The sequence below is a fragment of the Nostoc sp. ChiQUE01b genome, from assembly GCF_034531255.1.
GTDB lineage: Bacteria > Cyanobacteriota > Cyanobacteriia > Cyanobacteriales > Nostocaceae > Nostoc.
The window spans coordinates 58,973-79,514 of sequence record NZ_JAVRBM010000017.1 but is presented as its reverse complement, the minus strand read 5'-3'; the positions used below and the strand labels follow the sequence as shown (position 1 = coordinate 79,514).

Sequence of the window (20,542 nt, the reverse complement as noted above, 5' to 3'; positions counted from 1 at the left end):
GTGGACATTAATTTTTTATTGTTCAGATGTCAGCTAAAATCATCCTCACCGTTATCCAAGGACAATTATTAGGACAGAAATATATTTTTGACTGCCGCACTAGCTGCATCATCGGTAGAAGTCCAGATTGCAATCCCCAGTTACCAGATGATCAGAATCATCGGGGCATCTCTCGCTATCACTGTCTACTGGATATTAATCCTCCTAATATTCGGGTGCGGGACTTTGGTAGTAAAAATGGCACTTACATTAACGGTAAAAACATCGGACAACGCCAACCAAATCAAACGGCTGAAGAAGCTGTAAAATTCAACTTTCCAGAGTATGACTTACAAACAGGCGACGAAATCAACTTAGGTCACACTGTCTTTCAAGTTAGTACAGAAGTATACCAAAAAGAAGTAAGTCCACCAACCCTCATCCCTGACGATGTTACTGTCAAAAATAACCCAGTACAACAGCCTCATTTCTTAGATATCATCAAATACTTTCTGAATTTGGCTGAGAGTGGCGATCGCAACCTCAAAGCAATTAGGGGTTATAATCTTGTCAAACTTCTCAGCACTAGTGAATTCGGCGAAGTTTACCTAGCACGGGATAATCACTCTGGCAAGTTCATAGCCTTAAAGGTCATGTTACCAGCAGTGGCGGCGAATAACTTCGCTGTGCAGATGTTTCTCCGGGAGACGGAAAACACCAAGGCTTTGCAACATCCTCATGTAGTGCAACTGATGGATTGTGGCTTTTCGGAAATCATCTTCTTTTTTACAATGGAATACTGTGAGGGCGGTACTGTCTGGGATTTCATGCAACAACTGGGTGGGCGATTGTCTGTTGATATTGCTGTACCGATTATTCTGCAAATTTTAGACGCTTTAGAATATGCCCACAATGTTGAACTTCCCTATGTCAAACTGGCTAATGGGAAGTTTGGCAAAGGTAAAGGTATAGTTCACCGCGACCTGAAACCGAGTAACATCTTCTTGACTAATATTGACGGAAAACTGGTGGCTAAAATCGGTGATTACGGCTTATCTAAAGCCTTTGACTTGGCTGGTTTAAGTGGTCAAACTTTGACTGGAACTCAAGCAGGTACTCCCGTTTTCATGCCGCGACAGCAGGTGCTTAACTTTAAATATGCCCAACCGGAGGTAGATATTTGGGCAGTTGCGGCTTGTCTCTACAATATGCTAACAGGTTGTTTCCCCCGCAACTTCACAGGCGATCCTTTTCTGGCAGTTTTACAGAATAATCCCATACCAATTCGCCAACGAGATGCAACAATTATCCAACCCCTAGCGCAGGTGATTGATTTGGCATTGGTTGATAAGCCAGAAATCCATTTTAAGAGTGCAGCTGAATTTAAGCGGGCATTGTTAAGTGCGTTGTCATAGTAGAGTTTACAGCAGTTTTTATCTATGTGAATTACGAATTCCGTATAATACACGGGAACCTTCTACTATGATCCGCGATCGCACTAACAACTTCCATGAAAAATCTAACTCTATCTGCCATAGCCCTCGCCACCATATCTGGATCAGTTTTCGGGACAATGCCAGCTGCTTCTGCTTTAAGTTGGAGTTGGAATTATTTTGGTACTGGCGTAGCGGCGAACGGTACTTTTACCACTAATGACACCCCTAACGATTTGGGTTTTTACTTGATTACTGAAATTACTGGTACACGAAATGGTGAAACAATTACTGGTCTGCAATCCGCCGGGACTCCAATACCAGGAAACGAACCTTTTAATGTTGATAATTTAATTAGTCTTAATAGTCAGCAGCTAACAGGTGATGGTTTTGGGTATTCCACTTCGGAAGGAAACTATTCTAGTCCATTTTTCGCAAGTTTTTTGCCGACACCAGGTTATTTAGAGGTTTTTTCTGCACCGCCAATCATACCAGGTTTTGAAAATTTGGGATTGGAAGATAGTGAGTTACCCATTAATTTTTCTGCAACTATAATCACTGTTCCTGAACCCGCTTCTATCCTTAGCTTACTTATTCTTGGTACTCTTGGCCCACTTTCATTACTCAAACGCCACAAGCTATCCAAATTTACTCAGAAGAAGCTCGAAAAAGTTTCCTAATACCATCAATAACAATTCAAAATTGTACCCTTACAGGGAAGCAAGCTACGCATAGCGTCTTGGTAGAAAAGAGAGTTTCAGATAGGAATTTAAAACCCGATTGTAGCTTGCTTTTTGTAGGGTAACTTTAGCTAAGTACAGTTTTGCGTAAAAGCGTAGTGTTTTTAATGCAGGGGAACCCATTAAACCAATTCGCAATTCACAATTCGCAATTCGCAATTGGCAATTCGCTTTTTCCGTGTTGTAACGGGAATAAAGACAAGAGCCACAACACTTGCGGCTTGATAAAAGCCGGGGATTTAAACCCCTACACTTTGTTAACAATGTAAGCCGACGCATTGGGATTGTAGGATATTGCCAAATTTAATTCGCTATGAATTAATGAAATGTTGTACTAAATGTTGACGTTCGGTCTTAAACCTTTAATTTGACGATAAAAATTGCAATCTCTCTATAGGCTTTTTGAGACATACAGATTAAAGTAATATAGCAACGGTGGTATCATTGCATCAAAATGATACCGTAATTTTGTCTAGATATAGAATTCTATCGCCCTGCCAACGGTAGATTATTTCTAAAAGGAGTTTGCTGCAATGTCCACAAAACCAACTACTCGATTAATTTTAGAGACTTTACTCCCCCATCTCAAAGTGGCAGCAGCCTATGCCCATTTTCTTCAACCAAAAATTGCTGCACTTCCTGCCAAAGAACAAGCAAAAAACTTTTTTGCTGCCGCCCTTACTGATGCAGATGTGGCTATTCAAAATCTGGTAGAAGTAGTATTACTAGGAACTTTCCCAGATATTCGCTTTTATGGTGAAGAATATGAAGGTTCTAATAATACCAAGTATTTTCGCGGTATCGACCTCGGATCAAAAGGTGATTATTTAGTCACACTCGACCCGATTGATGGCACAAAGTTTTATATGGATGGACATTCTAATTACCAAATTATTCTCAGTATTCTAAATTCGGATGACTTTGAAGCAGTAATTGCCATTTCTCCTGCCCAAAACATTTATTTTTATGCCCTTCGAGGTGAAGGTGCTTTTAAAGGGACGCTGGAAATGAACTTAGCAGCTTGTGCCCCTTTACATATAACATCCGCCAATTCTTCTATTTTGTTGGGATGGGGAATGAATTCGATCGCACATTTTTTAAAAGATCGATATAAAGTAATCGATATAGCAACTGATTACTCTAGTGATATTCAAATTCCCAATCTCAATGGTATTCTCAGTGGCGACTTGAGTGGAGCAGTCATTAAAGCGGGTAAATTTCTTGATAGTGCTGCACTCGCTTTTATTGCGAAAGAGGCTGGCTGGATTGTAACTACTCTGGACGGTTCGACTTTACCGCCACTGCATACTTGTCAAAACTATAGTCTGCCTGGATTGATCGTAGCTGCCTCAAAATATGTTCATCAAGACCTGCTGTCAGCGCTGCAAAGCGTAGCTGTTTGAGGGCAATATCGGTTTGGAGATGATAATTCGATTGTTTGTACCATTTTAGTGTCGCCTATGACAAAGGTAAGGCGGATGACCGACAAAGAAAAGGATACTTTCACCGATGGGTACTGTTATATTCACAGGTTGATGTTGAAGGTAAGCTAGTCCAAGGTATTCGGTCTAGATCACAAACGACTGGATACCGTCTTCCACGACTTAATATTTCTTTTGACAAAATGAAAATCTGTATTGTTGGCGCTGGTGCGATTGGTGGATATTTAGGGGCAAAACTGGCACTGGCAGGTGAAGAGGTGACACTAATCGCGCGTGGTTCTCATTTGGAAGCAATTCAAAAAAAGGGGCTGAAGTTGCTTATGGCAGACGGTTCCAGCCAAATTGCTACTCCGACTTTGGCAACTAGCGATATTCAGTCAGCAAAGCCACAAGATGTAGTAATTTTAACTGTGAAGGCTCACAGTGTACCTGCGATCGCACCTTTTCTTCCTGCACTCTACAATCGTCAGACGATGGTGGTGACAGCCCAAAATGGCGTTCCTTGGTGGTACTTTCGTCAGCATGGCGGCGAATATGAAGGTACGCGGATTCAATCTGTCGATCCAGATGGGATTATTGAAACTAGTATCGGTGCTGAACGTGCCATTGGTTGTGTGGTTTACCCGGCAACTGAGATAATTGAACCAGGTGTAATTAAACATATTGAAGGCGATCGCTTTACTCTCGGTGAAATCGACGGCACTAAAACAGAACGCATTCAATCATTAGCACAGACTTTAAAACAGGCAGGATTCAAAGCACCAATCCGCAATCAAATTCGCACGGAAATTTGGATCAAGTTGTGGGGAAATGTGGCATTTAATCCGATCAGTGCTTTAACTGGTGCTACTCTAGAGGATATTTGCCGCTATCCCCTCACCCGTGAACTAGCGCGGCAAATGATGAGTGAAACTCAAGCGATCGCCGAAAATTTGGGTATAAAGTTTGGCATTACTTTGGAGGCGCGAATTAATGGTGCAGAAAACGTTGGTGCCCATAAAACCTCAATGCTACAAGATATTGAAGCCGGACGGGCTACGGAGATAGACGCGATCGTTGGCGCGGTGGCAGAATTGGGAAAACTGACTCAAATTCCCACACCTTATATTGATGCGATTTATGCCAGTGTTAAGTTGTTAGAGGCAACCAAACACAAAAGTCTATTTGATGAAAGGTAAAAGGTCAAACTCTTGACGAATTTCTAACAGTGAACGGTCTAACATTGGTTCAAAGTTAAGAAATGGGACAAAAATCTGATGATTGCGAGTTTTTAACCACATTGAAATCAACTCTGGCATTAATCGCAGTAATTCAAAAAAGATGGAACTATACAACCAAATCACACCATGACGTTTGATCAAGTCTTCGTACATCACATTTACAGATGGATTTTGCCGCTCACGCAACCAATCTCTAAATTTGAAGTCACTTGTCCAAAATGTCAGAGGCAAAATCTTAAGTTCGTCGTACATATCTGTATCACAGCCATAAATGACGTGACTAGCATCATGAGCAAATAAGATTTTGGCAAAATCCTCTGGTTGAGTACTGGGATGAGTGAGATCGAAATTGACCGCGTAGTATTCCTCTAGTCCTTGACGTAAAGTTTGAGTGCTATTTTTGTTGGTATATTGGGGTCGAGTTCGCAAAGACATAGGTTTGCCAATAATATTATCGATACTATTAGTATCGATAATATTAAATACAAATGTCAATCACATTTGTAGCTTGTCAGAGATAAAAATTAATATGAAGTTCTTGCTACATGAGTGAACCTGCTAAAAAGCGACCTGGAAGACCTCGCAGTGTTGAGTCTCATCAGGCAATTCTGCAAGCGACAATTGATTTACTGATAGAGGTTGGTTTTACTGAGATGAGTGTTGATGCGATCGCTGCCCGTGCTGGAGTAGGCAAAACTACGATTTATCGACGATATAGTTCCAAGGAAGAGTTGATTGCAGATGCGATTGAAAGTCTTAGACAAGAAGTTGCGATATCTGATACAGGGAGTTTCTGGGGTGACATAGATTTTCTGATTGAGAATGCTGCACAACTTACACTCAACTCTTTAGGAAAACAGACTGTTGCCATGATTGTTAGTACTGCATTAACCAATCCTCAGTTTGCTCAGATGTATTGGACAAAATATCTACAGCCTCGACGGGAAGCTTTTGCGATCGTGCTAAAACGTGCGAAAGAGCGAGGTGAATTTCAAGCCGATGCCGACTCTGATTTATTCTTCGACACAATCAGCAGTATTATGCTTTATGCATCAGTTTTTCCACCTGTTGCTGAATCGTGGAGTGCTTATGTTCGCCGTCTTCTAGATTTTCTGTTAAAAGATAAAGTGGTTTAAAAAACAAATGCAGATTCAAAAACTTCTGCACAAAACTTCTAGATCCACTAAAATATTTGGCTAGCTGCTAATATGACCAAATAATTACTAATTCGTAATTCGTAATTCGTAATTAAATGGGTGCAAGCCCCCACTAAATCAAATATTTGGTGGTCTTCAAGAGCGTGGTGGGTTCAAGCGCCCACTGGTTATAACTACGAATTACGAATTATCAATTACGAATTATGTTGACCCTTCTTTTTTAGAGGCTGTCTCTAAAGAAATATCAAGTTCATGAAAAAAAAAGTATGGCTATTAACGATACTGGTTCTAACAGTAGTAGAAATCAGCATCATCGGACATAGTAACTCTCTAAAAGCTGCCTCATCTTTAGGGAAAGACACGCTGACGATGATTACTTCGCCAGATTATCCTCCTTATGAGTTTTATGATACAAAAGGAGGCGATCGCCAAATCATTGGCTTTGATATAGATATTGCCAAAACCCTTGCTGAAAAACTAGGGTTTAAACTTCAAATAATGGAATCCGATTTTAATGGATTAATCCCTGCACTCCAAGCAAATCGCGCTGACTTTGTAATGGCTGGGATGACTCCGACTCCAGAACGTCAAAAAAATGTTGATTTTTCAATTATTTATTACGAAGCCAAAGATACAATTGTCGCTCCTAAAGGTAGCAATCTGAAGCAGCCCCAAGACTTATCAGGAAAAAAAGTTGGGGTGCAACTAGGAACGATACAAGAACAAAATGCTCAGAAAATTGCTAAAAAAGTTGCAGATATTCAGCTAAAGCAACTCAACAAAGTGCCGGAAGTAGTTCAAGAAATCAAATCTGGGCGAATTGATGTAGCAATTGTTGAGGATACTGTTGCTAAGGGATTTGCCCAAGCTAACCCAGATTTAGAATTTAACATTATTCCCTCAGAGGAAGCAAGTGGATCGGCGATCGCTTTTCCTAAAGGTTCTTCTTTTGTAGAACTGTTTAACAAAGTCCTTCAACAAATGAAAGACGATGGCACATTGAATAAGCTTGTTGCCAAATGGTTTTCACAGAACACTACCGCTAATCCTGCATCCTCAACTCCTGCTAAAGGCGGATTGAATCTTGACTTCACCAGAATTCTTCCCGACATTCCCTTTATTCTGCGGGGAATCCCTTTAACTTTGTTGTTCACGCTATTATCTGTAACCTTGGGGTTAATCTGGGGAACAATCCTATCTCTATTAAAAATTCTCAGCATCAAACCGCTTACCTGGGTTGCTAACGCCTACACTTCTGTTTTCCGAGGTACGCCTTTGTTATTACAGTTGGCGTTAGTTTACTACGCAACACCCCAGCTTACAGGTTATGACATTTCCGCATTGGAAGCTGGGGTGCTAACTTTTACCCTAAATTCTGGTGCTTATATGTCGGAAACCATCAGGGGTGGGATTCAAGCGGTGGATAAAGGGCAAAGTGAAGCGGCGATGTCTATGGGTGTTCCCTATTGGTTGATGATGTGGGATGTGATTTTGCCCCAAGCATTAAAGAACATTCTCCCAGCATTGGTAAATGAAACTATCGGATTGCTCAAAGATTCGGCGCTGGTGTCAACGATTGGGGTGGTGGAAATATTACGCAGCGCCCAAATCGTTGGTGCAAATAAGTATATTTATTTTGAACCACTGCTATTTGCAGGGTTAATCTACTATGTTTTGGTAATGGGTATGACCTTGGGTGCATCCGCTTTAGAAAGGAGGTTACGGGAAAGTGAGTAATGTACTAATTCGCACGGAATTCTTATGTAAATCCTTTGGCAAACTTGAGGTACTCAAAGATATTTCCACTGAGTTTTACCAAGGGGAAGTGGTTGCTATACTGGGCCCTTCTGGTTCAGGTAAGTCTACCTTTCTGCGATGCATAAACTTGCTAGAACAACCCACCAGAGGCAGAATCTACTTTCACGACCAAGAAATTACCAAGCCCAAGGCAAACATTGCTAAAGTACGCCAGCAATTGGTGATGGTATTTCAACATTTTAATTTGTTTCCCCACATGAATGTGCTGCAAAATGTCACCTACGCGCCTATAAAGGTGAAAGGAATAAATAAGCAAAAAGCACAAGAACATGGCTTAGAATTGCTTGCTAAGGTAGGTTTAGAGCCAAAAGCTGAGGTGTACCCATCTAAACTATCGGGGGGACAGAAACAACGAGTAGCGATCGCTCGGGCATTAGCAATGCAACCTGAGATGATTTTGTTTGATGAACCCACTTCTGCTCTTGATCCAGAAATGGTTAAAGATGTGCTGGAAGTGATGAAAGCTTTAGCATTATCTGGAATGACAATGGCGATCGTTACCCATGAAATGGGGTTTGCAAGAGTTGTTGCCAATCGGATTATGTTCCTTGACCAGGGTAGTTTAGCAGAAGATACTACTCCTGGCAAATTTTTCCAAAATCCTCAGTGCGATCGCGCCAAGCAGTTCTTAGAAAAAATGCTTTAGAACATCAGAAATTCGCCGCTTTTTTTATATTCTTGAAACTTTTGCAAAACAGGGCGATCGTTTGGCATTAACGTAGGTAAATCAGCCAAATCAAAAAATTCCAGTGCCAGGGATTCTCCATCTAAGCAAGCGACACTGCCTGACCATTCAACAGCTCGCAAAATCAAAATGAAGTTTTGCACGCGATCGCCATTGGGATAGGTTACAGTTTCAAAGGCTGGGTTAGAAGAAAACCCCACACCTGCAAAACGCTTAACCGTTAAACCAGTTTCTTCAAAAACCTCTCGTGCTGAACATTCTTCAGCAGATTCACCGACTTCAGGACAACCGCCAGGTAGCCCCCAAATTCCGAAATCACTCCGCTTTTGCAACAAAACGCGCCCTAAGCTATCTTCAATAATCACACGTACGCCAAATAATAGAAGTAGGCGATCGCCCACAACTTGTCGTAATTTGCCAAGATAAGAGTCTGACCAATTCGCCATAACCAGAAAGTTTGTAAAGAAACTCTAAAGGTAGCAAATAGCGATCGCCTGAAAACAGGATAATGCACCTGAACAGGTTAATCCTTCCTATTCAACCTAGAATTATGGCATCTACACTTAAAATCCTCGCCTTTGCCGGCAGCACGCGTATAGATTCTTACAACAAAAAATTAGTAAAAATTGCGGCAGCAGGCGCGAAGGCAGCAGGCGCAGAAGTGACTTATATAGACCTGCGCGATTTGCCTTTACCTTTGTATGATGAAGATTTGGAAGCTCAAGAAGGACTACCAGCCAATGCCCGTACTTTCAAGGATTTGCTAATTTCTCATCAAGGATTGCTGATTGCTTCGCCAGAATATAACAGTTCACTCACAGCAGTTTTGAAGAATGCCATTGACTGGGCATCTCGTCCAGCACCAAACGAAGCACCGTTAGCTGCTTTTGCAGGTAAAGTTGCTACTATTATGAGTACTTCCCCTGGTGCTCTTGGTGGTTTGCGGGGATTGGTTCACCTGCGGTCTATTTTGGGAAACATCAAAGTTTTAGTACTTCCCGACCAGATAGCCTTACCCAAAGCTTACGAAGCTTTTAATGCTGATGGCACCTTAAAAGATCCCAAACAGCAAGAATCTATTGAGCAGTTAGGCGATGGCTTAACAAAGATATTGCTGAAGCTTAACTAAATTTTTCAGGTGTTCAGTAAATTGGATTTTAGTAGCGATCGCCTGCGCCGTAGCCATATCCCTTTTATCACAAATTGCCCACCGAGTATAGGGTTGAAAATATGCTTTTTACCCCCAAAGGTAAACTTAAGCTGTATGGAGCCACTATGATTTATTGGTTTAATCTCTCGCATTATCCCAAATCGGTCTCAGATGGTATACTTGGGAGAGGCAAAAAGGTTAAGGACGTATAGCTCAGTTGGTTAGAGCGCTACGTTGACATCGTAGAGGTCACTGGTTCGAATCCAGTTACGTCCATTAAGAATCCATATATAGTAAGGGTTTCAGAAATAACTGGATTTGAATATTGCCAGTTACTACCCCATATTGACACAAATCTGACCTAGTTTTAGTATCAGATTAGTATCCTAATTCTATCCTATGCCCAAGGCTCCAGCAGGGACTGTTCATATAGAGTGCTTCAGGGACAGGTTGCGTTTAAGATTCACCTACAATAGCAAGCAACACACCTTAGCTCTTAAACTAGCTGACACCCCAGTTAACCGCAAAGTGGCAGAGGGTATAGCCTCAGAGATAAGTAGAGACTTACTACTTAAGACTTTTGACTCTTCTAAACTAATTCATTACAGAGGAGATGTTGATACTAAATCAGATACTAATCAAAATAAGATATCCATAGCGGATATGTTTGACCTGTTCACTGCTCACCGCTCCAAAAATAATGACCCTCTAACCTCCCAGAAATACACAGCGACCCTACATTATCTAAAAGAGTTTGTTTGTGATAATGGTCTAGATAAAGAATGTCTAGCAAATAAACATGCTGAATTACTAGGTTCTATATGCTCTGAACAGTTTGCTGACTGGGTTAAACAAAAGTCAGGTGACAGAGTATTTAAGGAGCGAATAGGTTTACTCAGTGCCTGTTGGGAGTGGAGTAAATCTAAACATTGGGTGGAATCTAATCCCTGGCTTCCTATATATCAATCCATCAAAATATCCCCTAAGCAAAAACCTAGACCATTTACCTCAGAAGAGGTTAAGCAAATTATAGAAGCATTCAAAAATGACCCACACTACAAACACTACTCAGACTATGTTACCTTTGCTTTTGGTACAGGGATGAGAACTGGTGAGGTTAATGGACTTCTATGGAAACATATATCCCCAGATTATAAAATTGTATGGGTGGGTGAAAGTTTAGGAAGAGGAAAAATAAGGAAGTCTGCTAAAAATAATAAGGATAGGACTGTTAGATTAAGCCCTAACATGCAGCGAATATTAATAGAAAAAGGTCTCAGTAATCCTGATCCAGAATCCTTTGTTTTTACTACAAGACAAGGGAACCCTGTTGATGACCATAATTTCTGTCAGAGAGCATGGAAAACTATTTTAAAAAGATTAGGTATCAGTTATAGAAAATTCTACTACACAAGATCAACTTATATCTCCCATGCATTAACTGCTGAGGTTTCTCCCCTAGAATTGAGTGAACAAACAGGACATGACCTTAGAACAATGTTGAGGAATTATGCTGCCTGTATTAAGAAGACTGAAATACCAGAATACTTTTAAAGTAGTAATTCATTAACCACTATATTAGAAAACCTAAGCTGCCTGAACTTTGATATATACATCAATCAAATAAACAAGGAGTTATTATGAGAGACCTCGAATTAATAATAATGTACACAAAGATACTGAATGAAGGAGATGAAGTTCATTTTGCTGATGGGAAGATTCTGCGAAGAATGGACGGCGTAATTTGGGAAAGCATACTTTTTATTGAGGAAGAAGATGAAATTAATGGTGAAGATGAAGAGGAAACTTAAAGACTAACCATTATTAGGTATAATCAAACTTATTTTAAAAGCAGCCTGATGCAGCAAAGACAGTGTTAGAACAATTAAGTTTTCTAATTAAAAGATATAACCTTCAATGGATTTTATTTGAAGGTGAAATGAAGTTTGTGGTGGGTCATTTAACAAAGGCTAAAGGAAAAGATTCAAAGGACTTTGCTAAGAATTTTATAGTAAACGGGAAGTGCTTACTCCCAGGAAACTTTGAAATAATAAATGGAAATAGATTGAAAGTTTTTAAATATACTTTTAACCATAAACATGGAGATGATTTATTCAAGTCTAGAAGATTATGGATAACTGATTCTTTAGGCGCGTGTAGCTATCTGTTGTTAAATACCTGTCTAGAGCCTACAGGTATGAGATTTAAAGAAACTGATATTGAAAAGGAATATCAATTTTATTTTGGGGGTCACAGACAACTTAAATTAGATTCAGGCAGAGCAGATATTGTTGTTGATGGTGAAGTGATTGAGCTTAAAAGAAAGACTATAGATTGCAATACATTAGGACAATTACTGCGCTATCTTAAAAGCAGTGGCAAGACTAAAGGTCGATTGGTGGGTCCCTCTATTCATCCAGATGCATTATCTCTAATTCTGTCTATAAATCAGCTAGGATTTGAAATTAAGTATACAAAGGTAATTATGTCTACCAAAAAAGGTTAATTTATTAGGGCTAAGTCTAGTTCTATTTTAATTTTGGTCTGGTACTAAAATACCAGATCCAGTTAACATACTCTACAACTGCCTTGAAATCTAACCAGAAATAGAGCAAAAATAACTAGCCTGTTAAATTACCCCATATAGCAAGGAGAGGGTGATAGGGTAAATTAGTAGGTAAATTGTCTGGTTCTGCTAAATTTATCTGGATCTTTTTTAAGAGTACCAGAGCTATATTGACCCTCTAGCAGCCTGTATTTTCCACCACACAAATATGCCTGAAGTGTAGCAGCAGTAATGTGTTGACCCTTGTGGTGGCTTGTGGGTAGATAGCTGATTCAGGTAAGGTTTAGATAACTTTTAGGAAGTTTAATTACTGGAAATAGTTTTCTACTCAAGTTCCCTTAACAAAGTATCCTTATGCTTAAGGGGCATTAAATCACTTTTCTTTATGAGTCTACTAAGGTTAGGAAACCTAATGGTTAGAGTATTAAGTAAATTAAAATAGAAAACTGAGATTGAAGTTTTCTGTGGCTGTGTTTTCTTCAGGGTCAGGGATAGGTAGATAACTATTCAAAATACCTAATCAGATTTCTACTGCCAGTTATCTATTTCAGTTATCTACTGTAGTTGTCTCTCTTCTCTCCTATATTGTAAGTGCCACCCAAACTTCAGTAGTATTTATACTCAAGGATACTATACTTGCAGCGATCGCACATTGGAGATGACTTACACCTGGTAACTCACAAAGCAATTAATTAAGAAAGACTAAGAGGTTAACCTAGCCTGAGACTGGATATTCATAAGTAGCCGCACTAAAGTTAACGTTCAACCATCCTTAAGAAATGGGCCGTACCCTTTAGCGTTTTACACAGTTAAACTACAACCATCTGCAGATGGGAGTTACCCTGTGTGACTGGTGGTATACATTATAACCGTAGACTTGGTAAACCTATAAACAGTGGTTTTACTTAAAATTATATTTCAGTATTTCTTCTCTGATTAGGTAGCTATTATATATAGTAGTTTGAGATAGAAGTTTTGAAATATTTTCAAGTAGGCTATATGAGTAGTAATAATAATTCAGGTGGTCAAGTGGTTGGAGGGATTCTTACACTATTAATAATGATGGGGGTTAAATCCTGTATTAGAGGTAATTATCAACCTAATACAACTTATCAATATGAGTCACCTAGTAGAGTAGGACCTTGTGGTTATTCTGAGTGCCCAACCCCTAGCTTTAGATATTAATTAATTTTCCTTGGGTGCGATCGCTTAATGTGGGGGCCTAAAATGAAGGTGATTTACAAGTTAAAACGAAGCAATTTTAGGGGTTGTAAGGTATACCCAGTATAGGTTCTAGCTGTTTACCATAATCACCTATACTATACTTAGCTTCTTTACCTTCTTTCTCTACTCTATTACCTACTTACTTCTCTACTTTTCCTTTCTTCTTCTACTCTATTACCTTTACCTAAGAAAATTGAAAAAAAGGGCGGCGAAGCTAAGTTCTACCACCCTCTCAAATGACCCGCAGGGTCTGCTAATTAATCTTCAGCTTTAGAAATAATTTAGTAGTTCCTCTACTTCTAATTCTCCTGAACTATCTTCTCTCTCTATAAGTTCTGCTATCAAATCCATTCCTTCTAAAGCTTTCTCTTCTAAGATGGCTCCTTTTAAACCTGACAATGCAGCAGCCTTTTCAATTGCTTCAGCAGGTATAGGACCCAAGGTAACTAACCCATCATGCTCATTACTTATAACCTGAAAGTCATATTCTATACTTGTTAGAGTCAGGTTATGAATAAAGCAGGATTCTTGGCCTTGAAGAACAAAAGCAGAGACCATAGCTTTTACTTTCCAAAGTGGATAATCGTTTTCTAAGTCAGTTATGCAAAGTTTTTTACCCGTTGGATTATTTATATAACGCTTTCCATTTTTACCTAAGTAACCTATTTTAATTACCCATGTGTTTAGTAACCAGTTATGCCATTTATCAATCTCAACTTTTAAAGGAGCTACTACTTGAAAAAATTTAGTGATGTATTCTAAAGCCAAATCTATATCACCAGCTTCTTCAAATAAGGCATCTATTATTGCATTTGGTTTTTTCTTAGGTTCCCCTTCTACTGTACCTTCTAAGTCCTTCAGTTTACCTTTAGTGCGATCGTTAGCAGTTGATACATAAGCTCCAAACATTAAGGCACAGAGGCATTTCTTCCAGCAATCTACACTGATACCAACTTGAGCAGCATAGTATTTTTTAGCACTAGGTCTTTCTTTGTAGTCTTCTAACCAACTGGTATCTAATTTAGCTAATTTAAATTGTTGAATTAATCCACTAACCTGAGAAGCTTTCAAATCGTAATTTCTCAAATCTTCTATTCCCATATAAGCAGCCGCCTTCATCCTTCTACTAGCAGATTGTAAACCTCCTAAGATATGACTAACCCTTCCACTCATCTGAACTCTATAAGCAGGGCTGTAGCACCATATATCTTCACTAATTCTAACAGGAGATTGGTTGAGGATAGCTTTAAAGCAATGATCATCATTAATAAATCTTGCTCTAGCTTTCTTATGTTCTTTAGAATATTGCCCATATTCTTCAGCAGCTTTATTTTCTTCTCTCTGTAACTCATCTAAATGTACAATGATAGCCTTCATATTGAAGAATCCTTGAGCTATCAAGTCAAGTGCGCTGGTAATTAATATAGGTTCCTCATTTCTATTCTCATCATACTTTTGGTTAGTCAGTTTGCTATCAGATTTTCTACCAGTAAATAAATTATATTTAGTGCTGCTAATAATTTCCTCAGGGGATAAATTAGATAGCTCTAGGAAGCGGTCTAGGATAACATCAGTGACCTTGAACTCTCTAGATAACCCATTCTCATGTGAGTAGTTAGTTACTTCAATTAAACCTAATTCTTCTAAAGCCTTCCAGCTTGCTTTCTGAATCTTCTTTTTAATTAAGGTTGAGGATACTGGAATCCACTCAATCTTCTTGATGTTGATGATAACACTAACTAAGATGTGGCAGAATAAAGTTCTAGTATCTTCATTAACATTACCCAGTACACTATTAACAAAATCTAATTGAGACTTAATAACTCTATAAGTTGAAATTATATAACCCTTACAAACTGGAGCTGATTTCTTTACTTTAGTAGCTGTCATAATTTTAAATTAAAATATTAAAGTTAAATATAAATATATTTCTTATACCTATCATTATAACAAGTCGTGTTACAAATGGCCACACGAAAGTTACACTAATTAGGCATTAGTAAACATTAAAAAGAGGACTTATTAAAGTCCCCTTAATTTGGTTATTTGTCAGATATTAGACTTAAGCAGCCTTAGATTTATCTGGAATAATGAACCCTTCACCCTTAAGGTATTTAATAAGGTAGTCTAGCCCTTTCTGGGTGCATTTGCTAACTAGTTTAAAACCAGCAAAGGTATCAGTTTCAATTACCTTGAAAAATCCTCTATTAACATAACTTTGGTAGGGGATATTATTATCATCTAATATCTTCCCACCTCTCAGAACTTTTAGTAAGTTGTTTCTCCCCAAATTTGGAGAATCTATAATCTTGGCTACCTCACCCCATGACAGTAGCTTCCCTGACTCTAAGACCACATCATAAGCATCAACTTTAGGAGCCATTAAAGCCACCTTCTCTTCAGCGATCGCAGCTTGTGCCCTAGCTTCTCTGATAGCTGCTGCTGACTGTTCTAGTAAGTAAAGAATATCAGTATTAGGTTTAGGAATAGTAGCTTCTCTTGCTGCTTTAAATGCTTTAACCAAGTTAACTTTAGCTTGTCTAACTTGAGGAGTGTTATTGCTATAAGTTAGAGATAGGTAGGATTGGTCTTCATTTAAGTAATAGAAAGTCTCAGGTCTACCAAAAGTACTTTCAGCACTCACAGTGTCTAAAGTACCAAACTCTTCAAAATCAGATTGATAAGTTTGAATAGTCTTCTTCAAAGCTCTGTGTTCAATACCTAATTCAGCAGCAATTAAACGAGAGTCAATAACTAGAGTAGAATTGATGGTTTGAATAGTAATGTTTGTCATTTTATTTATGTTTGATTTATTAAAAGTTTATTAGTTAATTTGAGAATAGTAGCTGGGGCTTAGGTGCCCCTCGAAAGTTAAACAATACCTTTAGACTTGTAGTAGTGGAGTAATGCTCTCCTGATGATGTCAGCCCTGCTTAGTAACTCATCCTGTGCTTCACTATCTACTAAGTTACAAAGTTGAAGAGGAATTCTAACTGCGATGTGTTTATCGTTTGCCATAATGTTATAAAAGTGTTTTCAATATAGTTTGGTAAGGGTTTGTTTTCTCTTCCCTTTTGTATATATCTATTGTAGCAAATTGTATTATAAATGGCCACTAAAAAGTGGTATTAAATGAGCACTTATAATAATCAATTTAACTTTTGAAATTCAGAGTATTGTGATTCTATTTCAGATAATATTAACCTGGCTATTCCCATAGCACCCCTATCCAATTTTTCTGTGTTAGTAGTCAATTCAGTGATGTATCTGGTTACAGCAGTCACTATAAGGGCGGAGAGGGAGGTATTATTATCTTCAGCTACCTGCTGCCATTGTTCCTTAATAGAAGGATTGATTCTAATGGTGATATTTGTGTCTTTCATTAGTCTGTATCAACAAAGTTATAACGTCTTCTACTAATGAAAACTGTCCCAGTTATTTATTTTAAGTGTTTAAAACGAAGCAATTTTAGAGGCTGAAAACTGTACAGGGTATATATTGTAGAGTATTTAGATAATCACCTATACTATACTGTGCTTCTTTATCCCTTTTCTCCCTTTAGTTATCTCCTCTTATTCCTTATTCTTACCTTCTTTTCCTCTATTACCTTTGCCTAAGAAAATTGAAAAAAAACCTTAATTTTGGGCGGCAGAGTTAAGGCTCATTCCTTAATTATCAGGAGTGAGAAATCTAAAAAAAATGTGCAGGTAATTCCTCATTCCCCTCATAGCGCCGCAGGCATATAGTTAACACAGTTTCAGTTCCCTTCAGCTTGAGCTTCCTGCACCTCATTTACCTTCAGCAGCCTAATGGATCTCCTGAGTGTAGACACTATTAAAAAATCCCCAGTAGATTTCTCTACCAGGGATTTTCAGTTTATATATGTTTAAAACTTATTAGTAAAAACTAATTTAAAAATTCTACAGGATAACGTTCTAACACTGACCTATCCAAGTTTTCTGCGGGAGTCTCTACCAGCGTCCTTTTTACTTTAGGTGGTGAAAGGCTAATTGACCAGGTGGACTTGTTTTAGCAGAACCCCTATTAGCTGCATAAGGTTAATATGTTGTGACCTCATCGTTGCTAGATCATTTTGAGGCGTATCTAGCTGGAGTTTATGTATTCCCTCCCTCACCCTTATACTACTATTATACTACATTTTATTACAACTGTCAATAGTTTGATAGGTAAAATATAGGCATTTGTAAATTATTTTAAAACTAATTTCATAGATATTTACTAATAGAATACTGCCTACATTGTTCACATAGCTAACAGTTAATATATTCATATAAGATTAAATAAGGAATTTAAATTTATGTCTAACTTAACTGACCGCGCTCTAATTACAGGTTACAAAGGTGAAGAAGTCACAGCCTTCTGGTTAACTGTAGATTCCACTCACAGAATGATGGTAGCTAGTCGTGAAAGCTTAATAGGATTGCTGAATGATATTTTGTTCAATAAACTAATTATTAAGTCACTAAGGACTAAAGAGAACACTAAATACCAGGTAACTTTGCTGTATATCAATTAAGCTTGGTAGCTGGCATCATTCAACTGTTAGTAGATGACATCAGAAACCCCCTAAAGTAAATTGAGTAATTGGGAAGCCTAAAAACTTCCCACCACATAATAAGGATATTAAAATGATAGAAATTATTACGCTGATTATTTTTACTTTGATTTTATTCAGCTTTGTACTTGGAGTACTTGTAGGAAAGTTAATTTTACAGCCCCAGCTAATAGAAGATAACTTGGCTGCTTACACTGACTTTCAACGTGACTTTGCTGATTTATCTGACCGTAACTAACATCCACACACAGATTTCTAATTAACAGCCTCCTACCGCAAATAGGAGGCTGTTGTGTTGCCTACATTTAGCATGTACAGTCAAGTTAGTATTAATACAGAAAGGTTGAAAGAGACCTAATTATCAATACTAAATACTACATTAAAAAATGACACTTATTCTTAATTCCCCTTCAAATTCCACAGCTAGATTGAAATCAGTTATTAAATCAGCAGACCCTAATGTTGACCAAACTATAGTTAATGAACTTTGTAGATTGACTGAAGAGTATGACTTAAAATGGACGACTAATAGTAAAGGTGAAAATGCAATTTACATAATGAGTAGCCTAAGTGTTGCTAAAGGTTTAAGTAGTGAAGATTACTTAAAAAATTGGGCTAATAAAACAGATTTAGCAACCTCTACAAAAGAGAGGTCGTTGGGAACCTTAGCTGGTAAGGCCTGTAAATTAGAGGGTCAATTATTAATTGATTTTAAAGCTAGGTATGCGCAGCAAAATAAGGTATCACTAGGTAAAATAAAAGCACTTTGGGTTGGTGATTTTTTACACGCTTACAGTTACTTAACTCAAGGTTCTTCTCAAGCTGCCCAAGATTTCCAAACACTTGGTTCGTTAGCTATTGAAACTTCAGTTAAAAAAGAGATTGAAGAATCCACTCATACTATTGAGCCAACCCTCCAATTGAAGCTTATGGAATTAGCTGGGCACTCAAATATTAATCTCAAATTTGAAGTACCAGTCTATGACACCTTTAACCCTGGTTCTCACAGAAGATTTGATTTTGTAGAGCAGCTTCCAAAAGTAACCAAAATTTATGAGTTAAAATCAAGAACAATCTCAGAGGAAAATGTAAAGGTTACAATACTTGATAAGCATTACATTGAGTTAGCACTTCAACATTACAAAAGTAAACCCATTGAGTTAGTTTTCACCTCACCCGTAGGAATCAGTTGGGAGGCTAAAAGCTACATCCAGGAGATCAATGACAATGCTTCTACTATGTTTCCTGGAGCAAAGGTTAAAGTAAGTTTTATAGACACCCAGGCTATCTCAGAGAGGCTTGTTAATAACTACCTTACTAATTCTTGCATTGAATCTCACTTCTGGTTTAAGAGTAAATTAATTAAAGAAGGGTTCAATTGTGTAGTAGGCGGTAGAACAATAGAAAAGTTAAATAATTCTATTGTTGAAGCTTACAGGACTGGGAGATTAATAAAGTCAGCTAAGACAGACAACGTTATTCAGTTACCTATTTTGAAGAGTGCTAAAGCAGCATAAATCAAATAAGTAACTAATAGAAGCCTCCTTTAATCAGGGAGGTTTTTAATGTCTAAATTTAAGCCAATATCTCTTATTCTACTAATAGCCTAGCGCAGCGCTTAAGGTGCTTTTAGTTAATAGATATATCCTACCTTTTACTAATGCAAAAAGGCTATTTTTAGAAGATAAAGGAGCTAGAGAATTCAAATGAGCAACGTCATTAGTAGAGCTTATGAATTATTTTTAAAAGGGTATTCCTTAAGATCATTAGCAAAGATATTTAAGATTCCTAAAAGTACACTAAGTTACAAATTCAGAAAGGCTTATGGGGCAGATTATGCAGAACAAAGGAATCACTGGGGACTCATACCAATAGTTCAAGAGTATTTAAATGATAAATCTTTATCAGCTAGGGATAAGCAACAGATACGGGATTGGATGAATCAAAACTTCAATCAAATTATTGAAAGTGAGAGGGCTAACCTAGATAAACCCTTATACACAAACAGAAAACTCCAACAATTAACTGAGTTAGAGTGCTCCTACAAAAAAGGTGATTGGAAACAGTTATTTGAGAACACATTAACTTCAACTTATTAATATTAATTCTACTAATAAATAAAGGATTTTAAAATTATGACTACTCAACTATTGACTTCTTATATTGATACAGCAAATTTGGAAGAATGTTTACAGTTATTTTTTGAAGGGGAGCTTGATAATATTGACCAATATTTACCTCGCATCTACAAAGATTCTTCTGAGCTAAAACCAGGTAACTCACTGTTTGGTCAAATTGATTCTGATGAACTTGAGAGTGCAATTTGGGGACTAGGTAAATTACATAGGGCTATCCTTGAATATCACTTTACAGCTTCTGAGAAATCTTGGTTAATAGTGAGACATGAGTACTTCCAGGATAAGCAGCAGACCAGCTTAGATTCCTGGTTAGGTACAACATACTTGGAGGCACTTGAACTCCTCTCCTTCGAGGCCATGAAGCTGATTTAGGACAGATTTTAATAATAGATATCTAAACTATATGGGTGCTCC

Annotated in this window: 22 protein-coding genes and 1 tRNA gene; 17 read left to right on the top strand and 6 right to left on the bottom strand. The window is 38.0% G+C overall.

Translation table 11 applies throughout. From position 1 onward, the window contains the following. Window positions 1-26: 26 nt before the first annotated feature. The 4 genes from RMY63_RS14005 (at window position 27) to RMY63_RS13990 (ending at window position 4,772) form a co-directional block, all read left to right on the top strand. Complete coding sequence (locus RMY63_RS14005) at window positions 27-1,394, top strand: protein kinase domain-containing protein (protein WP_322729282.1); 1,368 nt, start codon at window positions 27-29, stop codon at window positions 1,392-1,394. Between the two features lie 95 nt (window positions 1,395-1,489). After that, a complete protein-coding gene (locus tag RMY63_RS14000; RefSeq protein ID WP_322729281.1) occupies window positions 1,490-2,092 on the top strand; it encodes a PEP-CTERM sorting domain-containing protein in 603 nt (200 codons plus the stop codon). Window positions 2,093-2,685: 593 nt separating this feature from the next. Beyond that, window positions 2,686-3,555: an inositol monophosphatase family protein gene (locus tag RMY63_RS13995; protein ID WP_322729280.1), complete on the top strand. Its 870-nt coding sequence runs from the start codon at window positions 2,686-2,688 to the stop codon at window positions 3,553-3,555. 35 nt (window positions 3,556-3,590) lie between these two features. After that, window positions 3,591-4,772: a 2-dehydropantoate 2-reductase gene (locus RMY63_RS13990; RefSeq protein WP_322729279.1), complete on the top strand. Its 1,182-nt coding sequence runs from the start codon at window positions 3,591-3,593 to the stop codon at window positions 4,770-4,772. On the opposite strand, the gene RMY63_RS13985 is transcribed toward RMY63_RS13990, so the two are convergent. Continuing rightward, window positions 4,755-5,309: a hypothetical protein gene (locus tag RMY63_RS13985; RefSeq protein ID WP_322729278.1), complete on the bottom strand. Its 555-nt coding sequence runs from the start codon at window positions 5,307-5,309 to the stop codon at window positions 4,755-4,757. The genes RMY63_RS13990 and RMY63_RS13985 overlap by 18 nt on opposite strands. A gap of 50 nt (window positions 5,310-5,359) precedes the next feature. Here RMY63_RS13985 and RMY63_RS13980 point away from each other — a divergent pair, with 50 nt between their 5' ends. The 3 genes from RMY63_RS13980 (at window position 5,360) to RMY63_RS13970 (ending at window position 8,435) form a co-directional block, all read left to right on the top strand. Further along, a complete protein-coding gene (locus RMY63_RS13980) occupies window positions 5,360-5,950 on the top strand; it encodes a TetR/AcrR family transcriptional regulator (protein WP_322729277.1) in 591 nt (196 codons plus the stop codon). Between the two features lie 273 nt (window positions 5,951-6,223). Beyond that, a complete protein-coding gene (locus RMY63_RS13975) occupies window positions 6,224-7,708 on the top strand; it encodes an ABC transporter permease subunit (RefSeq protein ID WP_322729276.1) in 1,485 nt (494 codons plus the stop codon). Further along, window positions 7,701-8,435: an amino acid ABC transporter ATP-binding protein gene (locus RMY63_RS13970; RefSeq protein WP_322729275.1), complete on the top strand. Its 735-nt coding sequence runs from the start codon at window positions 7,701-7,703 to the stop codon at window positions 8,433-8,435. The genes RMY63_RS13975 and RMY63_RS13970 overlap by 8 nt, the downstream gene beginning before the upstream one ends. Here RMY63_RS13970 and RMY63_RS13965 read toward each other — a convergent pair. Continuing rightward, window positions 8,432-8,920, bottom strand: a complete 489-nt coding sequence (locus tag RMY63_RS13965) for an NUDIX hydrolase (RefSeq protein WP_322729274.1) — start codon at window positions 8,918-8,920, stop codon at window positions 8,432-8,434. The two genes, RMY63_RS13970 and RMY63_RS13965, sit on opposite strands and share 4 nt — an antisense overlap. 104 nt (window positions 8,921-9,024) lie before the next feature. Here RMY63_RS13965 and RMY63_RS13960 point away from each other — a divergent pair, with 104 nt between their 5' ends. The 5 genes from RMY63_RS13960 (at window position 9,025) to RMY63_RS13940 (ending at window position 12,130) form a co-directional block, all read left to right on the top strand. Next, on the top strand, window positions 9,025-9,603 hold the full coding sequence (locus RMY63_RS13960; RefSeq protein WP_322729273.1) for an NAD(P)H-dependent oxidoreductase: 579 nt from the start codon (window positions 9,025-9,027) through the stop codon (window positions 9,601-9,603). Window positions 9,604-9,826: 223 nt separating this feature from the next. Beyond that, window positions 9,827-9,900, top strand: a tRNA-Val gene (locus tag RMY63_RS13955). Between the two features lie 123 nt (window positions 9,901-10,023). Then, the gene (locus RMY63_RS13950; protein ID WP_322729272.1) at window positions 10,024-11,178 is read left to right on the top strand and encodes a tyrosine-type recombinase/integrase; all 1,155 of its coding nucleotides are present in this window, start codon (window positions 10,024-10,026) and stop codon (window positions 11,176-11,178) included. Between the two features lie 110 nt (window positions 11,179-11,288). Beyond that, the gene (locus RMY63_RS13945; protein WP_322729271.1) at window positions 11,289-11,435 is read left to right on the top strand and encodes a hypothetical protein; all 147 of its coding nucleotides are present in this window, start codon (window positions 11,289-11,291) and stop codon (window positions 11,433-11,435) included. Between the two features lie 62 nt (window positions 11,436-11,497). Then, window positions 11,498-12,130: a hypothetical protein gene (locus RMY63_RS13940; protein WP_322729270.1), complete on the top strand. Its 633-nt coding sequence runs from the start codon at window positions 11,498-11,500 to the stop codon at window positions 12,128-12,130. Between the two features lie 1,554 nt (window positions 12,131-13,684). Here RMY63_RS13940 and RMY63_RS13935 read toward each other — a convergent pair. The 4 genes from RMY63_RS13935 to RMY63_RS13920 all read right to left on the bottom strand — a co-directional run bounded on the left by RMY63_RS13935 (window position 13,685) and on the right by RMY63_RS13920 (window position 16,797). Continuing rightward, entirely contained in the window at window positions 13,685-15,304 is a 1,620-nt protein-coding gene (locus RMY63_RS13935) for a hypothetical protein (protein WP_322729269.1), read from the bottom strand. A gap of 172 nt (window positions 15,305-15,476) precedes the next feature. Continuing rightward, window positions 15,477-16,208, bottom strand: a complete 732-nt coding sequence (locus RMY63_RS13930; protein WP_322729268.1) for a phage regulatory protein/antirepressor Ant — start codon at window positions 16,206-16,208, stop codon at window positions 15,477-15,479. A 77-nt stretch (window positions 16,209-16,285) separates the two neighbouring features. Beyond that, the gene (locus RMY63_RS13925; protein ID WP_322729267.1) at window positions 16,286-16,432 is read right to left on the bottom strand and encodes a ribbon-helix-helix protein, CopG family; all 147 of its coding nucleotides are present in this window, start codon (window positions 16,430-16,432) and stop codon (window positions 16,286-16,288) included. A gap of 131 nt (window positions 16,433-16,563) precedes the next feature. Further along, window positions 16,564-16,797 carry a hypothetical protein gene (locus tag RMY63_RS13920; protein WP_322729266.1) on the bottom strand — a complete coding sequence of 78 codons (234 nt, stop codon included), beginning with the start codon at window positions 16,795-16,797 and terminating at the stop codon, window positions 16,564-16,566. 935 nt (window positions 16,798-17,732) lie between these two features. Here RMY63_RS13920 and RMY63_RS13915 point away from each other — a divergent pair. The 5 genes from RMY63_RS13915 to RMY63_RS13895 all read left to right on the top strand — a co-directional run bounded on the left by RMY63_RS13915 (window position 17,733) and on the right by RMY63_RS13895 (window position 20,500). After that, the gene (locus RMY63_RS13915; protein WP_322729265.1) at window positions 17,733-17,951 is read left to right on the top strand and encodes a hypothetical protein; all 219 of its coding nucleotides are present in this window, start codon (window positions 17,733-17,735) and stop codon (window positions 17,949-17,951) included. A 112-nt stretch (window positions 17,952-18,063) separates the two neighbouring features. Then, the gene (locus RMY63_RS13910; protein ID WP_322729264.1) at window positions 18,064-18,228 is read left to right on the top strand and encodes a hypothetical protein; all 165 of its coding nucleotides are present in this window, start codon (window positions 18,064-18,066) and stop codon (window positions 18,226-18,228) included. 148 nt (window positions 18,229-18,376) lie between these two features. Next, window positions 18,377-19,507: a hypothetical protein gene (locus tag RMY63_RS13905; RefSeq protein WP_322729263.1), complete on the top strand. Its 1,131-nt coding sequence runs from the start codon at window positions 18,377-18,379 to the stop codon at window positions 19,505-19,507. 189 nt (window positions 19,508-19,696) lie between these two features. Continuing rightward, window positions 19,697-20,089, top strand: a complete 393-nt coding sequence (locus tag RMY63_RS13900; protein WP_322729262.1) for a hypothetical protein — start codon at window positions 19,697-19,699, stop codon at window positions 20,087-20,089. A gap of 36 nt (window positions 20,090-20,125) precedes the next feature. Next, the gene (locus RMY63_RS13895; protein ID WP_322729261.1) at window positions 20,126-20,500 is read left to right on the top strand and encodes a hypothetical protein; all 375 of its coding nucleotides are present in this window, start codon (window positions 20,126-20,128) and stop codon (window positions 20,498-20,500) included. The last annotated feature ends 42 nt before the right edge of the window (window positions 20,501-20,542 follow it).

Coding starts and splice junctions, on each gene's coding strand:
- RMY63_RS13960 (WP_322729273.1), top strand. CDS start 9,025: ATGGCATCTACACTTAAAATCCTCGCCTTTGCCGGCAGCACGCGTATA.
- RMY63_RS14000 (WP_322729281.1), top strand. CDS start 1,490: ATGAAAAATCTAACTCTATCTGCCATAGCCCTCGCCACCATATCTGGA.
- RMY63_RS13950 (WP_322729272.1), top strand. CDS start 10,024: ATGCCCAAGGCTCCAGCAGGGACTGTTCATATAGAGTGCTTCAGGGAC.
- RMY63_RS13945 (WP_322729271.1), top strand. CDS start 11,289: ATGTACACAAAGATACTGAATGAAGGAGATGAAGTTCATTTTGCTGAT.
- RMY63_RS13925 (WP_322729267.1), bottom strand. CDS start 16,432: ATGGCAAACGATAAACACATCGCAGTTAGAATTCCTCTTCAACTTTGT.
- RMY63_RS13980 (WP_322729277.1), top strand. CDS start 5,360: ATGAGTGAACCTGCTAAAAAGCGACCTGGAAGACCTCGCAGTGTTGAG.
- RMY63_RS13995 (WP_322729280.1), top strand. CDS start 2,686: ATGTCCACAAAACCAACTACTCGATTAATTTTAGAGACTTTACTCCCC.
- RMY63_RS13935 (WP_322729269.1), bottom strand. CDS start 15,304: ATGACAGCTACTAAAGTAAAGAAATCAGCTCCAGTTTGTAAGGGTTAT.
- RMY63_RS13910 (WP_322729264.1), top strand. CDS start 18,064: ATGATAGAAATTATTACGCTGATTATTTTTACTTTGATTTTATTCAGC.
- RMY63_RS13900 (WP_322729262.1), top strand. CDS start 19,697: ATGAGCAACGTCATTAGTAGAGCTTATGAATTATTTTTAAAAGGGTAT.
- RMY63_RS13975 (WP_322729276.1), top strand. CDS start 6,224: ATGAAAAAAAAAGTATGGCTATTAACGATACTGGTTCTAACAGTAGTA.
- RMY63_RS13905 (WP_322729263.1), top strand. CDS start 18,377: ATGACACTTATTCTTAATTCCCCTTCAAATTCCACAGCTAGATTGAAA.
- RMY63_RS14005 (WP_322729282.1), top strand. CDS start 27: ATGTCAGCTAAAATCATCCTCACCGTTATCCAAGGACAATTATTAGGA.
- RMY63_RS13965 (WP_322729274.1), bottom strand. CDS start 8,920: ATGGCGAATTGGTCAGACTCTTATCTTGGCAAATTACGACAAGTTGTG.
- RMY63_RS13930 (WP_322729268.1), bottom strand. CDS start 16,208: ATGACAAACATTACTATTCAAACCATCAATTCTACTCTAGTTATTGAC.
- RMY63_RS13920 (WP_322729266.1), bottom strand. CDS start 16,797: ATGAAAGACACAAATATCACCATTAGAATCAATCCTTCTATTAAGGAA.
- RMY63_RS13915 (WP_322729265.1), top strand. CDS start 17,733: ATGTCTAACTTAACTGACCGCGCTCTAATTACAGGTTACAAAGGTGAA.
- RMY63_RS13895 (WP_322729261.1), top strand. CDS start 20,126: ATGACTACTCAACTATTGACTTCTTATATTGATACAGCAAATTTGGAA.